We start from the raw sequence: 15,185 nt of genomic DNA, 5'->3' as shown, positions 1-15,185 counted from the left end.
GCAGATCCAGCCCAAAGCCCTTTTACCCATAGACCGGTGCATGGGGCCCGCGGGTTCCTCCATGTTAGAATTTCGTACGCCTCCGGCACCCGAAATCCTTCGACATTGCGGTCGTTCGCCAGCCCAAAGCTGGTCGTTGAAACCCGCCCTTGGTTCATCCATCTGTCGGGGCGGAGCGATCGACCAGCGTTGGGACATTACCCCCGACCGGCGCCGCGACGGGCAACATCCGGTTGCTCCGACACCGGCCATTCGTGGATCCGCTTAACGGCTTGGCATGCAAGTTGGAGGGCGACCTTGCTTCGTGGCGTCAAAATGATCAGATTGAGCGAAGCGAACCAAACAGGGGGCAAAGGCTACTAATGAAGTCAGCCATTCGGCAGTTTGTTACCGATTATCTCGGAGAAGTTGTGGCCGGAGACGCCGCTGTGTTTGCGGGCGCCGGTCTTTCAGTTCCTTCTGGGTACGTAGACTGGCGGGAGTTGATACGCCCGCTTGCCGAAGAACTTGACCTCAAGATCGACTTCGAAACCGACCTGATCGGAGTGGCGCAGTTTCACGTGAACGCCAACGGCGCCAATCGAGATCGGCTTCATAAGGCCGTGATCGAAGCAATTTCCCCCACGAATCCACCCACGTCGAATCACGAGCTTCTCGCGCAGCTACCAATTCGCACTTGGTGGACCACTAACTACGATAAACTCATTGAAACCGCCCTGCGAAGCGCCGGAAAAATCGTTGATGTCAAAAGTGCGGTACCGCAGCTGGCAACTAGCCGCCCCGGGCGCCAAGCGACGTTGTACAAGATGCATGGCGATGTTGACCGGCCGGACGAAGCCGTGGCGACTCGCGATGACTACGAACGTTATCAGACCGAGCGAGGTGCCTTAATAAGTGCGCTAGCGGGTGACCTTGTTTCCAAGACTTTTCTTTTCCTGGGTTTCAGCTTCACTGATCCTAATTTAAGTCACGTCCTTACGCAGGTCAGGCTGACCTTCAAGAGCAATCAACGCAGGCATTACGCCGTTTTCAGGAAGCGGACGAAGCTGCCGGATGAGACAGACGAGCAATTCAAGCACCACAGCCTGCGCCAGGATCTCGTAATTGAGGACCTCAAGCGCTTCAACGTGAAAGTCCTTGTGGTCGACGAGTATGCTGAAATAACCGAGTTTCTTGCGGAACTCGTAGCCCGTTATCGCCGCCGGACCGTGTTTGTTTCCGCGAGCGTGGCTAACTTCGAGCCATGGGGAAAAGAGGCGGTTATGGAGTTCGCGGAGACGCTCGGACGTCGACTGATTTCAAGCGGCACTCGTCTCGCAACCGGTATTGGCCTGGGTTTCGGCGATGCACTATTGTCGGGAGCGTTACGGGAGGTCATGCAATCCGACAGCAGTATTGAGGAAAATCTAGTCCTTAGGCCGTTCCCGCAGAGCGGCAACCCAGAGCAGAGAGCTGCTGTCTGGAAGAAATACCGTGAGGAGATTACCTCTCACGCGGGAATCGCAGTTTTCTTGTTTGGGACCAAACAAGGCGACGATGTCGTGGTCCTGGCCGACGGAATGGAAAAAGAGTTTGAGATTGCGCGAGAACAGGGTCTCGCAGTCGTGCCGGTCGGGGCAACTGGAGGCATGGCGAAAGAGCTTTCAGATCGAACGCTCGTCGATCCGGCTCAGTTCATTCCCGAACTCGGTGAAAACGGCCCGTCCCTCATTCAGGCTATAGCGGAACACACTAACGATTTGTCCGGCTTGATCGAACCGTTGATCTCGGTCATCCGTAAGCTACAGGGAGGCAACACCAGCTAATGCGCAAGGTTTTTTTCAGCTTCCACTATGCACGCGATGTGCGTCGTATCCAGCAGGTACGCAATTCGTGGGTCGTGCGCGAACGCGGTGCAGCGCCGCCGTTCTATGACGCTGCCGATTTCGAAGACGCTAAGCGCCGCGCGGGCGGTATCCAAAAGTGGATTGATGATCAGCTTGCTGGTTGTTCCGTGACTGCAGTCCTCTTCGGTCGTGAGACCTACTCCCGCGAGTGGGTCAAATACGAAATTAAGCGGAGCTACGAGCGTAAGATGGGAATCCTGGCAATCGACATCCACAACGTCAAAGACCCCCTCAGTGGCGTTGATTTGCAGGGTCGAAACCCTCTCGAGTACTGGAAAGCGGGCGAGAAACCGTTCACCGCCTTGTACCGAACATATGATTGGGTACGCGACGATGGATACAACAACATAGGCGCGTGGATTGAGCGCGCCGCACGGGATGTCGGCAGGTAGAAATGCCTGACCTGGCAAATGGAACTATCAATCAAAAAGGTCCGCGACGGGTTGCCCGACCGCAAACGGGCGAAGCTGAGGGGAGCTAAGTAGCGATGGCCTACGATGCGAAAGTGCTTGAGGTGATGATTGCATCGCCGTCGGACGTCGTGCATGAGCGAGAGATCGTTCGCGACGTCGTCGCCGAGTGGAATGCCATCCACTCCCGAAAGGACGCTCTCGTCATGTTGCCGTTGGGCTGGGATACGCATAGTTCGCCAGAGTTGGGCGGTCGACCGCAGAGCTTGATCAATGAGCGAATACTCGATCACGCAGACGTCCTGGTCGGCATCTTCTGGACTAAGCTAGGCACGCCGACCGGGGAAGCCGAAAGCGGCACAGCGGAGGAAATCCAACGCCATCATGCCGCGGGCAAGCCGGTTTTACTCTATTTTTCAGAAGTGCCGATCGTGGCAGGCAACCTCGACCTGGACCAATTCAAAGCTCTTAAGTCTTTCAAGTCCTGGGCTTACAATGAAGGCCTTGTTGAAACGTTTTCAACCAAGGAGCAATTTCGTAACGATTTTCGGCGGCACCTGCAGCTCTGCCTACAGGGAAACGAATACCTCCGCAATCTGACAAAAATCGACCCAGACACTACTGTTGAAGCTTTCCCGGGACCGCGAACTGATCGTCCGCGCTTATTAAGTGACGACGCTGTTCGCGTTCTTACGCTGACATGCGCGGACGATAGTGGAGGTCACACTGTGATGCGCCTCCGGCATCTAGGTGGCACCACCATCCAAGCCGGCAGCACAGCTCTATCTGAAGATAGCGACCGTCGGGATGTGGCGCGATGGGAGGCCGCGATTGAAGAGTTAGTCGCAGCCGACTTAATCCGCGATGTAGGCTACAAGGGTGAGATTTTCGAGCCGACCCACAAAGGCTTCCTTGCTGCTGAACACTTTAAGGGTCCGGGCTAATCTTAGGTTCGTTTACGCTAATCGACCAATATGAGGGCGCGTTGCTGCCAGACGGTTTGACGCCGACCGAGCGGCACTTGTCAGCAGTAGCCGCCGTTGGAGACCGCCCCGGCGAACGGCGCATGTCGGTCGGAACCCGCCCTTTTTCTTGAGTGCTCACTACCGTGGCAGGGGCCGCCGACAAAGCGGTCGGTCCTAATTCAATTTGGCGTTGGTAAAACCTGCTCTTCGTTTACCCGGCCATCGCATCGGAATTGATCCACCGTCAATAGTCGTCTGTTGGTCCTCACAACACCAGAGGTCCGATATTTGCTCGCACCGGCAATGCAAGCGGAGTATCATTTACCGCCCGGTTCGATCGGCGCGCGCCTTGTTGTCTGGGCGGCACTTGCCGGCAACGGCAGGTTCTTCGCGCGATCGCTGAACGGCTAGGCCGTGGTAGGAGAGGAGTGAGGGGATGCGTCAGGCGGACGAAAACCGGGAAAGTCGAAGCATCAGGGAGTTTGGCGCTTTCAGGCAATATTGGAGCCAGAGCGTTGAATATCCAGACGACAATTTCGGCAACAATCATGTCTGGATGCCGATTTCTGCTATCTATAGTTGGCCTGCAGTCCGTATGCCTCTGTCATTCCGATCGAATCTACGTGCTTATGTGGGCAGTGGCCCCGATGATGGTCAGATCGATATCGACGAAACAACGCAGGTGACAATCGACGATTTTCACATGCGCTTCCATCCACGATGGCAGGATTATCGCTTCGAGGAGAGCGACCATTCGCTGTTGATCAGCGGATCATCAGGCAAAATGGGCGGTGACTACTCAGTCAGGGTGAGGCCTATGATCGAACGGCCCCAAGACGTTTGACCGAAGGCGCTTCACCTCTCGTCGATACTGACGCTGAGCATATCGCCTGCCGCGGAGTAGATGATCAGCGAAATTGGAGATCAGTCTAGGTGCCTCACTTCGAATACGATTTCAACGATGACGGTACTATCCGCCAGGTCACAAAGGACGGTGTGCCATTAGTTCGTGAAACGACGTTGGAAATGCCGCAGGGAATAGTCCAAACATACTATATGGCGGCCTACCGTCACTTGCAGTCAATGACTTGGGAAGCGGAAGACCACGAGCTCAATCGGCATCATGGCCTCCAATGCTTCATAATGAGCCTTGTCGGCGTGGAGGCCTTCCTAACCCGGCTTATTCATCGGGCTTGGTCAGAAGGGTTGGCGGGAGTGGTGTAAGCGATTGCTTTGATGTAGGAAAATGGGTGTCTAGACCAGTCCTGCAGCGAGGCAATTTATGCCACGGGCCACACCCGCCGGGAGCGATGATAGCGCGCCGGGATTTTCGTTTCCAGCGATCGGGCGCAAGAAGATCACAGCCGCGTTCGACGGAGGTCGGCTCACCTCGGATGGCGGTGTTCTGCTGCTGGCACAGGCCGAGCGCGCGATGGGGCTTTGCCGGCGGCTTGCGGCTTGCATTGCCGATCCGCGGGACCCTGTGCGGGTGATCCATCGCCTTGATGACATCCTGCGTGCCCGGGTGTTCGCGATCGCCTGCGGCTATGAAGACGCCGATGATCTCGACGCTCTGCGCGACGATCCGGGCTTCCGCCTGGCGCTGGGCAAGCTGCCGGGATCGGGCGCGGGGCTGGCCAGCCAACCGACGATGAGCCGGTGGGAAAATGCGCCGACCACACGCGAGCTGGCCAGGATGATGGCCGCGATGATCGACATCTACTGCACCAGCTACCCCGCCGCGCCGGCGGCGGTGACGCTGGATATCGATGACACCTGTGACGTTGTTCATGGCTATCAGCAGCTCTCCTTCTGGAACGGGCATCATGGCGAGCGCTGCTTCCTGCCGATCCATGTCTACGACACTGCCACCGGCCGACCGGTGGCGATGCTGCTGCGCACCGGCAAGACACCGTCGGGCGCCGAAGCTGCCGGCCACATCCGGCGCCTGGTGCGCCATCTGCGCCGGCACTGGCCCGAAACGCACATCACCATCCGCGGCGACGGGCACTATGGCCGGCCCGAGGTCATGGCCTTCTGCGAGGCGGCCGGCGTCGACTACGTGTTCGGCCTGCCGACCAACGCCGCGCTGCGTGCTGATCCCGAAATCGTCGCTGCCGCCGATGCCTGCGCGGTTAAGCGGGCTCAGCGCCAATATCCGGTCCTGCGCAACTATGCCGAGACCCGCTACGGCGCGAAGAGCTGGAAGTGCCAGCGCCGCGTCGTCGCCCGGATCGAGGCCAGCACGCTGGGCATGGACATCCGCTATGTCGTCACCTCGCTGGCCGAAGGTTCGGCTGAGCATATCTACGACACCCTCTACTGCGCGCGCGGCAACGCCGAGAACCTGATCAAGCGCCACAAGACCCAGCTTGCCAGCGATCGTACCTCGTGCCGCTCAGCCAATGCTAACCAGATGCGCCTCATCCTGCACACCGCCGCCTACTGGCTCGTGTGGCGCATCCAGCAGGAAATCCCGAAGGCTGCCGCGCTCGCCACCGCCGAGTTCGCAACGCTGCGCCTGCGGTTGCTCAAGGTCGCCGCCCGCATCATCGAAACCGCTACGCGCATCCGCGTCGCCTTCGCGTCAGCCTGTCCCGATGCCAGCCTGTTCAGAACCATTGCCACCGGCCTCCGGCCGGCACCCACATAACCAGCGCGGCAGTGCCGCCCAAAGCCCGAGCCCTCGTCCTTCAACCTCGAAAAGCCCATCGATCCTGACGCGGTGAAAAAACCGCCGGAGGAGCTTGCTCTGATCACCCGGCGACCGACAAACCATGCTCGCACGAACCCGGAGCGGAGGCCTCATGAATAGTGCGGGCTAAACGTCTTTTTCCATCTGGTTGGGAGAGAGCGCGAGCTGTCCCGCGTCATAGAGATGGCGAACCGGACGAACATGACGATCGAGACAAAGTTAAGCAGCTTACCGCGGCATGCCTATGGAAACCCTCTACCGGCGCAAAAGCGGCTAACCAAGAAAATGCGAGAGCTATATGATCTTCGGTCGCAGATGGTGCATCCCAAATGGCAACCTTCATCGGTCGCCATCCCTGGCGTGACGATCCACGACATGGTTGAGAACGAGCAGAGACTCTTCGAAGATCGATCATTGTGCCACGACGCGTTTCGCTGGTGCCTCCTTGTCGTTGCGCGGGTAGGAAACCATGCGGCGGGCGGTGAGGTGCACCCGCAGTTCGTTTGGCAATGGACGGGGATTCACACGACGAACGTAGAATTGTCGGACGCTCTCGGAATTCCACGGAATGGTGCGTAAGCCCAAATCACAAGATTCACACGGGTCCTATGGATCCAGCAGACGCTAAAGTTGGCTGATCAAAGATAGTATGGAAAAGGTCTTCTGCGCCACAAATGGGACATTTTTCCGCTTCGGAGCGATTGGTTGCAGTGCAGCAAAGGAGTCATCAACTGTCTGGCCAGTTGGTTAGCGAGGCCGAAGTCGTAGATGCCCAGCATGACGCGCTCGTGCTGCATGTCGATATGGAGCGTTGCTATAATGCCGTCATGCCCTGACACGGATACGCTGGCGCAAGCGTTCATAGAGCGGAAGTTCCGCTTCGTGCGAAATTTCAACAGTCACTGCGAAGGACTGGTGGCCCTCATCACCGGCCCAGCCACCGGCACATCGCACCACGAGATAGTAATTGTCGCCGTAGCCCCTAATATTGCGTGAGAAGCTGATACTGGCACTTTGCAGGCTCGATTTTTCCCGCACCGTCGAACTGGGTAGCAGCTTGCAGTCGTAACGGGCTTCCATCTCGGGGAACGGAGCTTCATCGGCTGTACGCCGCCGGAAGTGCTCGAAGATCATGTCGGGTTCGCAACCCCTGATGAGCCGGAAACCCATCGATACGCCATTATAATCGAGGCGACTGTGTCGCACGGGCGGATCGAAAGCTAGGCTCACGCGGATGGTCCGGCGTCCCCGTTCGGTCTGGAACAGTTCGGGGATCGGGATCTGGTAGACCGCGAAATGATCTAACGCGAGTTCATCCTCGGCGTAGAGGATCACTCGCGAATCATCGGAAAAAGCTGCACGTTCCGGATCGACACGTCCATGGCCGAACAGCGCCCGACCAGCTGTATCTCCTAGCGAGGCCAAGCGACGGACGCTCTCGGGCGGCGCGACCGCGCTCGTAACGAGGAGGGCGCGAATGAGGTTGGCAGAAGCGTCAGGAAAGCGTGCCAGAATTCGGCTTGCTTTGAACGCAACGAGAGGCGCGGCGTGGGATGTGCCCGACCGCGCTGCGAAGAGCCGGTCGACAGGACGGTAGTGGAGCGACATCACACCAGCTTCGGGCCGCACTTCGCCGCCTTGGAGAGAGGCTGTGGGGCCATTGTAGATCAGCGTACCGCCAATGTCGGTAAAGTCGGGTTTGATCGCACCGCGCACGCCAGGTCCAGCGCGCGAGAATGGTGAAGGCTCATACGCTTCGGTGATAGGACGCACGCCGACATTGTCCTGCGCGCGGGCGCTAAGACCATTTCCGTGCGCGACAGAACCGACAGTGATGATGTTCATGCCGCCAGCCGGTTCGCACAGCCTGTTCTCCGGCTCCATGAGGTAGTCTGGATACTGGGTGACAGACTCTTCAATGCGCATTCCGCGCCGTGGCTGACGGTTGCCAGCCGCGACGATAATGACGATATCCAGTTCGCGGACCAGTTCATCGAGCGTTTGCGCCCATGGGCCAACTTTGCCGCCTTCGACAACTTTAGTGCGATCGCCCAATGAAATGACGAAAATCCGGCAACCGAAACGCTCGTGAAGACCCGTGATCGCCTCGCGCATCAGTTTTGGCGTCAGGCGGCGGTTTGGGAAATTGCCGGTGTGGTCGATCACCTTGGCTGAACATAGGCGCGCGTGCCGGACCAGTTCGCCTGCTCCCAATTGCGCTCGCAGATCGCCGAAGGTCGCGATACCCCCAACGAAGGTTCCATGCCCATGGTCGTCGGCTGTACCCATCGTATCCGGCACGGCAATCGAGCCAACGATGATATCCTCGATCAACGGATGGTCATTGATCCCGCTGTCAATGATCCCGATGAGCGGCGCATTCTCGTCGAGCTCCTCCACATCCGGGACATCCCTCAGCGAATCGTCGATGTGTTGCGCCGCGAGCAGATCCGGCTCGGGAGGCAGATCGACCTCGGCGATTTCCTCAATCGACAGAAGGGTGCGGGCAATCGCGCCATCGCACTGAAGTCGGACGAGTGTGAGGTTAGGACCGATATGCCGATCGAGTTCCTCGGCGCCCCGCGCCTCCGCGTAGCGAACAATGTCGTCAATCTTGCGCTCGCGCAAGGCCCGGGTGCCAAGATCCCAAAGCTCGATATCAACCGTGTAAGCCTCGCCGACTTGGAAATCATCGACATCGACCAAGCCCGCTTGACGGGCACGCATGCCAATCCGATCGCGCGGTGCAACTTCGGCAATCGTCTCCACATTGGCGATGAACGAGGAAAAGGCCGGGTTCTGTCGGCCAGGCTGAACACCCCGGCCATAGGCATCGAGCTTACGTTGAAACTCGGTCAGTTCATCGTTCGAGGAGAAGAGGACAAGCGTGCGATCCTCGTCGCTCGAAAGAACGGTCAGGCCGACACGATTCCATTCCTCCTCGAGCAAAGGTCCGCTCATCTTGACACGGAGGATCAACGACGGATCGACCACATCGGGTCGGCGACGCTGCCGCTGGGCGGCTACGGCCTGTCCGAGTTCCCGGCCCAGACGATCGCTGTGCCCGCGCGGATTGCGATGGGGAGGAGGCCCACCACCACCATTCTTGCGACGGGGCAAGCGCTCGGGCAGCCGCAATAGCTGCAGGTGATCATAACGCGCCACGAGGCGGGGGTCAGGCGGTCATTCGGCCGACTCTGCGCCGACGGCGGCGCTCATCGGCAATCGCATGAAGGAAATCCTGCTCCCTGACCTGTTTTCGTCTGTCGATCACGGACGCCTTGATCGCCTGGACGCAGATGCGATCCAGCTCGGCATAGGAATAGATCGAAAGTTCTCCGATATGCGCTTGCGGGTCGAAAGCCAGCGCGACATTCTTGAACTTCATCGTGAGGAAACGCGCGATCATCCGGGCATCGGGTGGATCGAACCAAATCACCTCATCGAAGCGTCGCCAGATGGCCGGATCCAGCGATTGATCGAGATTGGTGGCGGCGACCAGAAAGCCTTTGGGCTCGATACGATCAATGAAGATCAGCAGGCTGTTGACGACACGCCGCAGCTCATTGTGCTCGCCCCCGTCTTCACGGGCGCGGGCCAAGGCATCAAATTCGTCGAAAAAGAGGACCGTCGGCTGCTTTCGAGCGAACTCGAACAGCTTGCGGACATTGGTCGCTGTCTCGCCCAGATAGGAGGATATTAGGCGGTCAAGCTTGACGATGTAGAGCGGCATGCCGAGCTCGGCAGCAAATATCTCCGCGCAGAGCGTCTTGCCGCAGCCCGGAGGGCCGCAGAACAAAAGCTTGGAGCGGACCGGCAGGCCGCGACGGCGGACATCGTCGGCCCGCCGAAACTCTCGCATAAGATCAAGGAAAATACGGACATTCTCGCTTGATAGGATAATATCCTGTTTGTTGTGCGTCGGCTCTACCAATTCGATGAAGTCGCCTGCGGCTTCTGGGAAGGGAATGAGCGGGGCAAGCACCTTGGGCTTCGTCGGGCGCGAGGGCGCCGCATCCAGTGAGCGACGAAGAGAGCGCGCGAGTACGCGATTGTTTTTTTTCTCTTCCTCACTGATGATCTGCTCGGCAACGGCGCGGAACTCCTCGTCCTTGCCGTAGCTCGCCAGCAATTTCTTCATCAATTCACCGCGCGCCATGAGTCCGCATACGCCTTTCCTTGCCCTGCAAACATAACTGAATTTCCTTAATCTGCCATGATTTCCTGCATGGAAGCATGATAAATGGTGCTGTCAGTCCTATTTTAGCGACCTCGGCCATTCACTAACATGGCCGGAAGGACGGTAAGCGGTTGCTAGTCGCAGCTAAAGCCGACCTTCCTGAGCGGCAGCTATCCGCAAGTTGCGTTCTAAAACTTGCCGTTCCGGAGTGTCTTACCAGCGGACATTTCCGCTCGACTTCTGGCGCAAACCGAGCATTGGTATTCGCACTAAATCGCGCCGGGCCAGACCGGTGCCTGCTCCGACCGAGTGATCGGCGGGGCTGTGGGTGGTGGGAGCGGCATGTTGTCGCTCTGACAAGGAGACCACCACATGGATAGCATTGAACAGACCGAATCATTCTCACCGACCACTACCGCCGAGGTCGCTGCACCCAACAGCGCTCCCACCGCGTCAGCCTCCCGGTCGACAAAATCAGCGGCGGTGACCAAGCTGCTCTCGCGCAACAAGGGCGCTACGCTGGGCGAGATCATGGCGCTCACGCATTGGCAGCCGCATAGCACGCGTGCGTTTCTGACCGGTCTACGCAAGAGGGGCATCGACCTGCTGCGCGAGACGCGAAGCGGCGGCGAGACCAGCTACCGGATCGACCGCTGATGACGGGCGTGGCTGGCCAGCTTGAAACGCTGGCAGCGATGTCGCAGGCCCAGCTGCGCGCGGAGTGGCGACGCTGGCACAAGGGCCAGCTGATGCCGGTCGGGCTGGGCCGCGACCTCGCCACCCGCGCGATCGCGTGGGCGATGCAGGAGAAGGTGCACGGCGGGCTGACGCCCGCCGCCACGCGTCAGTTGCGGAGTCTTGCGAAGGAACTGGAAGAGACCGGTGATGTCGAAATCAGGAAAGGCCTCTCCCTCAAACCCGGCACGAAACTGACCCGCGAGTGGCATGGCCAGATCTATCATGTGCTGGTGCTGGAAGAGGGCTTCCAGTTTCAGGACCGGCATTACCGCTCGCTCACACCGATTGCGGGCGAGATCACCGGCGTCCACTGGTCGGGCCCGCGCTTCTTCGGCCTCAAGGAGAAGGCCAGTGTCGTCTAAAGCCAAGCGCCGCTGTGCGATCTATACCCGCAAGTCGACCGACGAGGGGCTGGATCAGGCCTTTAACAGCCTCGATGCGCAGCGTGAGGCCTGTGCCGCCTATGTGATGAGCCAATGCCATGAGGGCTGGGAGTTGCTGCCCGATCTCTATGACGATGGCGGCTATTCCGGCGGGAACATGGATCGGCCGTGTCTCAGGAATCTCCTGGATGACGTAAAGGCGGGTAGGGTCGATATCATTGTGGTCTACAAGGTGGACCGTTTGACCCGCAGCCTCGCCGACTTCGCCAAGATTGTCGAGGTGCTCGATAAGCAGGGCGCCTCATTCGTCAGTGTTACCCAGGCGTTCAATACTACCAACAGCATGGGACGTCTGACACTGAACGTGCTCCTGTCCTTCGCCCAGTTCGAACGTGAGGTGACGGGCGAGCGCATCCGCGACAAGATCGCGGCCTCCAAGGCCAGAGGTATGTGGATGGGTGGCTCGGTGCCACTGGGGTATGCGGTCAGGGATCGTAAGCTCGTCGTTGTGCCCGAGGAAGCTGACAAGGTCCGCATAATCTTCGAGCGCTATCTCGCTCTGGGTTCGGTGCTGGTGCTGGCGGAAGACCTCAAGGCGAGGGGCATCAGGAGCAAGGTACGTGTAAGCCGGACGGGTAAGCAATATGGCAACGCAGCGTTCAGTCGCGGCGCGCTTTATCTGATGCTCCAGAACCGTATCTATTTCGGTGAGGTCATGCACAAGGGAAAGGCCTATCCCGGTGAGCATGCCGCGATTATCGACACTGACCTGTTCAATCGCGCCGCCGCCTTGTTGCGGCAGAACCGCAACAATCATGTGAACGGTGTCCATGCGGAAGAGCCCAGCCTGCTCATCGGTAAGTTGCACGATGGCCTCGGCCGCATAATGTCACCCGATCACGCCACCAAACGGGGCAAGCGCTATCGCTATTATGCCAGCCGCACCGAAGGGAGCAGCAAAGAGGCGAAGGCATGGCGTGTTCCGGCAGGCGATCTCGAAGGGCTGGTGCTGAGCCAGCTATCCCGGCGCTTCGATCCCGAGACCACGTCGGCCGAAATCCGCTCGCTCTCCAATATGGCAATGAGCGAGCAGCGGGCACTGATCGGAACCCAGATCGAGCGCATCGACATCCATCTCGACCGGGTAGAAATTCGCTTCGCCAACGGTGAACACACAAGCGTCGCCGCGCCGATCATCCGTCGCGGCAAGGAAACCCGGCTTGCCATATCACCCGATCAGCGATCCCATGCACAACGGGATCCGGCGCTGATCAAGCTGGTGGTGAAAGCCCATCGCGCGCGCCACGCGGTCGAAACCAACACTGATTGCTCCATCGCGGAGCTTACCGAGGCGCATGGATACAGCCGCGACTATTTTGGCGTTCTGTTGCGTATCGCATATCTTGCGCCTGATATCGTCGCGGCGATCCTCGATGGGCGGCAGCCGGTGCAGCTCAATCGCCAACGCCTTGCCCGCACCACCAACCTGCCGCTCGACTGGCAGGCCCAGCGCGCGATGCTCGGATTTGCCTGAGCGCCCATAGCATCAAAACCGCATCTTGCTGCGCATCGCAGCGCCGTGCCGCCTTAAATGCCACTTGGAGAAAAACCCCGAAGTTGCACGCTACACGCCGCGCGAAATGCGTCTCTCGGCTCGGTGGCAGATGCTCCATCTCGCGCAAAGCCCCGGAATGTGGGGGACAATTTCGCATACCGCAAAATGTATCTAAGTTATTGTTTTTAAAGGGAAATTTGTGGTGCCCGGGGGCGGGATCGAACCACCGACACTGCGATTTTCAGTCGCATGCTCTACCAACTGAGCTACCCGGGCATCCTCGCACTTGGGGTATTCCCCGCGCGGTCAGGAGTGCGGGCTATAAGCATCAGTTGCCCTCGCTGTCCACCCCATAATCGCTGCTTTTTTGCAGCTCGTCCTCTTCGGTCGAGCGGGCGGGAATGCGATAGTCCTCGTCGATCCAGCCGATGAGGTCGCGGTCGCGGCAGCCCTTGCTGCAAAACGGCCTGAACTCCGGCACCGTGGGCGCCTTGCATATTGGGCAGCGGGTGGGGCGATGCTCAGCCGGCATGATATTCTCCCATGGCGAGCGCCGGATCGGCATGGAGTGTGACCGTGCCGCCGCGCCGCTTCTCGAGCCGGGCAATCCAGTCCGGGGCGCGGCGGATGCGCTCAATGACGGCTGGATTCGCGCTGAGCGTCACCGGCCCGCCGCCCGCCGCCTTGCCCGGGCCCTGTGCCCGTTCTGCCCGCCGCAGCAGCCCGAGGGCGGCGCTCAGTACCGGGTCTTCGCGCACCAACTCGATCAGAGAGGCGCGCTCGCGCTTGCGGATGATCTGGATGAAGCCGAATCCGTTAACGGCCGTGCGCTCGAAGGGAAGGGGCAGGATCTTGTCGATCTGCGCGGCGGCGATGGCGCGCTCATCCTTGTTGTTCAAAGTCGGCAGGTCGATGCCGATGTTGCCCGCCAAGCCCATGGCGCGGATCGCCTGCGCGGCGAGCTTCGCGCCCTTGGGGCCGAGCTGGGCGGGCGGCAGGCTGCCGTCGACATCGATCAGCACCATCGCGGGCGTGGGGAAAATGCGCAAGGCAGCGTCCTCGCCGCCCATCTCGCCGCGCATCGCGCTGTCGAGCAACTCGCTCCAGCCGTGCGCCTCCAGCCGGTCGTCCTCGTGCGCGGGGCAGGGGGTGATCGGCAGGCCGGTTTCGCGGATGCGCTGGAGCAGGCTGGGGCCGGGATGCGGCTTGGCGCCCGGCTGTGCTGCTCGGGCGAGGGCGAGCTTGTCGCGCCGTTGGCCATCCAGCCCCGCCTCGCCGATCGCCGCGCGACGAACCTCCACCAGCACCGTCCCGCCCTCGGACAGCCTGGGCGGGATCGGTTCGAGCAGCACTTCCTCGCCCGAGAGCAGGCGGACGATGCCGCGCTTTTTGGGGATGAGCACCTTGACGAGCCGCCCCTGCGCCACAGCGCCCGCGAGCGCGGCTTCGCCCTCGCGCTCGATCTGCGCCTCTATGATGCGGCCGGATTTCACCAGTGCGGCGCGGCATTCGCCGATGCCTTCCTCGTAGAGCCATTCCATCAGAGCGGATATCCAGCGGCGAGGAGCAGGGCGCGGGCCTCGTAGAGCGGTAGCCCCACGACGCCGGAATGGCTGCCGGAGAGCGCGCGGATCAGCCCCGCCGCGCGGCCCTGGATCGCGTATCCGCCGGCCTTGCCGGCCCATTCGCCGCTGGCGATGTAGAGGGCTATTTCCACGTTGGTAAGCCTTTTGAAAGTGACGATGCTGTTGGAAATTTTATTGCGCGCCAGCCCATCCGATCCAACAAGCGTGACGGCGGACCAGACATGATGCCGCCGCCCAGAAAGCAGGGCCAGGCACCGCCGCGCCGTGGCCTCGTCCTCAGCCTTGGGCAAAATCCTGCGCCCGCAGGCCACCACCGTGTCGCCCGCCAGCACCAGCGCGCCAGCGTTCCGCGCCGCCACGGCAGCCGCCTTTTCCGCAGCCATGCGCACGGCGTAATCGCGGGGCAGCTCTGCCTTCAATGGGGTTTCATCGATATCGGCGGGGTCGATAGCGTCCGCCACCACACCAATCTGCGCCAGCAGATCGACCCGGCGCGACGAGGCAGAGGCAAGGATGAGGCGCGTCACGCGCGCGCCTTCACTTAAAGCGATAGGTTATGCGACCCTTGGTCAGGTCATAGGGGGTCAGCTCGACCAGCACATCATCCCCCACCAGCACGCGAATACGGTTCTTGCGCATTTTTCCGGCGGTGTGGCCGAGTATTTCGTGGTCATTTTCAAGCTTCACGCGGAACATCGCATTGGGGAGCAACTCCACCACCGTGCCGCGCATTTCGAGCAGTTCTTCTTTAGCCATAAAGTCCTTGAATTTCGCGAATTGGCGCCGC

The 15,185-nt window shown here is 60.0% G+C and carries 14 protein-coding genes and 1 tRNA gene; 8 read left to right on the top strand and 7 right to left on the bottom strand.

The features are described from left to right. The first annotated feature begins 362 nt into the window (after positions 1 to 362). From OOT33_RS15310 to OOT33_RS15290, 5 genes are all read left to right on the top strand, one after another. Positions 363 to 1,805 carry an SIR2 family protein gene (locus OOT33_RS15310; RefSeq protein ID WP_307750900.1) on the top strand — a complete coding sequence of 481 codons (1,443 nt, stop codon included), beginning with the start codon at positions 363 to 365 and terminating at the stop codon, positions 1,803 to 1,805. After that, positions 1,805 to 2,278, top strand: coding sequence for a TIR domain-containing protein (locus tag OOT33_RS15305; protein WP_307750899.1), 474 nt, complete (start codon positions 1,805 to 1,807; stop codon positions 2,276 to 2,278). Before OOT33_RS15310 ends, OOT33_RS15305 begins: the two co-directional genes overlap by 1 nt. A gap of 95 nt (positions 2,279 to 2,373) precedes the next feature. After that, positions 2,374 to 3,240, top strand: a complete 867-nt coding sequence (locus OOT33_RS15300) for a hypothetical protein (protein ID WP_307750897.1) — start codon at positions 2,374 to 2,376, stop codon at positions 3,238 to 3,240. A gap of 457 nt (positions 3,241 to 3,697) precedes the next feature. Beyond that, complete coding sequence (locus OOT33_RS15295) at positions 3,698 to 4,105, top strand: hypothetical protein (protein WP_307750895.1); 408 nt, start codon at positions 3,698 to 3,700, stop codon at positions 4,103 to 4,105. A gap of 438 nt (positions 4,106 to 4,543) precedes the next feature. Beyond that, complete coding sequence (locus tag OOT33_RS15290; RefSeq protein WP_307748129.1) at positions 4,544 to 5,914, top strand: IS1380 family transposase; 1,371 nt, start codon at positions 4,544 to 4,546, stop codon at positions 5,912 to 5,914. Positions 5,915 to 6,781: 867 nt separating this feature from the next. On the opposite strand, the gene OOT33_RS15285 is transcribed toward OOT33_RS15290, so the two are convergent. Next, complete coding sequence (locus OOT33_RS15285) at positions 6,782 to 9,121, bottom strand: S8 family serine peptidase (RefSeq protein WP_307750894.1); 2,340 nt, start codon at positions 9,119 to 9,121, stop codon at positions 6,782 to 6,784. Between the two features lie 10 nt (positions 9,122 to 9,131). Next, a complete protein-coding gene (locus tag OOT33_RS15280; RefSeq protein WP_307750892.1) occupies positions 9,132 to 10,115 on the bottom strand; it encodes an AAA family ATPase in 984 nt (327 codons plus the stop codon). Positions 10,116 to 10,508: 393 nt separating this feature from the next. Here OOT33_RS15280 and OOT33_RS15275 point away from each other — a divergent pair, with 393 nt between their 5' ends. The 3 genes from OOT33_RS15275 to OOT33_RS15265 are packed head-to-tail and all read left to right on the top strand — an operon-like array spanning position 10,509 to position 12,791. After that, positions 10,509 to 10,793, top strand: a complete 285-nt coding sequence (locus tag OOT33_RS15275) for a DUF3489 domain-containing protein (protein ID WP_307750891.1) — start codon at positions 10,509 to 10,511, stop codon at positions 10,791 to 10,793. Next, positions 10,793 to 11,236, top strand: coding sequence for a DUF2924 domain-containing protein (locus OOT33_RS15270; protein ID WP_307750890.1), 444 nt, complete (start codon positions 10,793 to 10,795; stop codon positions 11,234 to 11,236). The genes OOT33_RS15275 and OOT33_RS15270 overlap by 1 nt, the downstream gene beginning before the upstream one ends. Beyond that, positions 11,226 to 12,791 carry a recombinase family protein gene (locus OOT33_RS15265; protein WP_307750889.1) on the top strand — a complete coding sequence of 522 codons (1,566 nt, stop codon included), beginning with the start codon at positions 11,226 to 11,228 and terminating at the stop codon, positions 12,789 to 12,791. Before OOT33_RS15270 ends, OOT33_RS15265 begins: the two co-directional genes overlap by 11 nt. A gap of 221 nt (positions 12,792 to 13,012) precedes the next feature. On the opposite strand, the gene OOT33_RS15260 is transcribed toward OOT33_RS15265, so the two are convergent. The 5 genes from OOT33_RS15260 to infA all read right to left on the bottom strand — a co-directional run bounded on the left by OOT33_RS15260 (position 13,013) and on the right by infA (position 15,154). Continuing rightward, positions 13,013 to 13,088: transfer RNA gene (locus OOT33_RS15260), tRNA-Phe, on the bottom strand. Positions 13,089 to 13,140: 52 nt separating this feature from the next. Continuing rightward, a complete protein-coding gene (locus OOT33_RS15255) occupies positions 13,141 to 13,344 on the bottom strand; it encodes a DNA gyrase inhibitor YacG (protein ID WP_307750888.1) in 204 nt (67 codons plus the stop codon). Then, the gene (locus OOT33_RS15250; RefSeq protein ID WP_307751017.1) at positions 13,334 to 14,356 is read right to left on the bottom strand and encodes a ribonuclease; all 1,023 of its coding nucleotides are present in this window, start codon (positions 14,354 to 14,356) and stop codon (positions 13,334 to 13,336) included. The genes OOT33_RS15255 and OOT33_RS15250 overlap by 11 nt, the downstream gene beginning before the upstream one ends. Then, positions 14,353 to 14,925, bottom strand: a complete 573-nt coding sequence (locus OOT33_RS15245; RefSeq protein WP_307750886.1) for a Maf family nucleotide pyrophosphatase — start codon at positions 14,923 to 14,925, stop codon at positions 14,353 to 14,355. The genes OOT33_RS15250 and OOT33_RS15245 overlap by 4 nt, the downstream gene beginning before the upstream one ends. Before the next feature lie 10 nt (positions 14,926 to 14,935). Next, positions 14,936 to 15,154 carry a translation initiation factor IF-1 gene (gene infA, locus OOT33_RS15240; protein WP_123152747.1) on the bottom strand — a complete coding sequence of 73 codons (219 nt, stop codon included), beginning with the start codon at positions 15,152 to 15,154 and terminating at the stop codon, positions 14,936 to 14,938. Positions 15,155 to 15,185 lie beyond the last annotated feature (31 nt).

Origin of the sequence: Sphingobium sp. DEHP117 (genome assembly GCF_030867385.1) — a bacterium.
Classification (GTDB): Bacteria; Pseudomonadota; Alphaproteobacteria; order Sphingomonadales; family Sphingomonadaceae; genus Sphingobium.
This window is presented reverse-complemented; position numbering and strand designations above follow the sequence as displayed.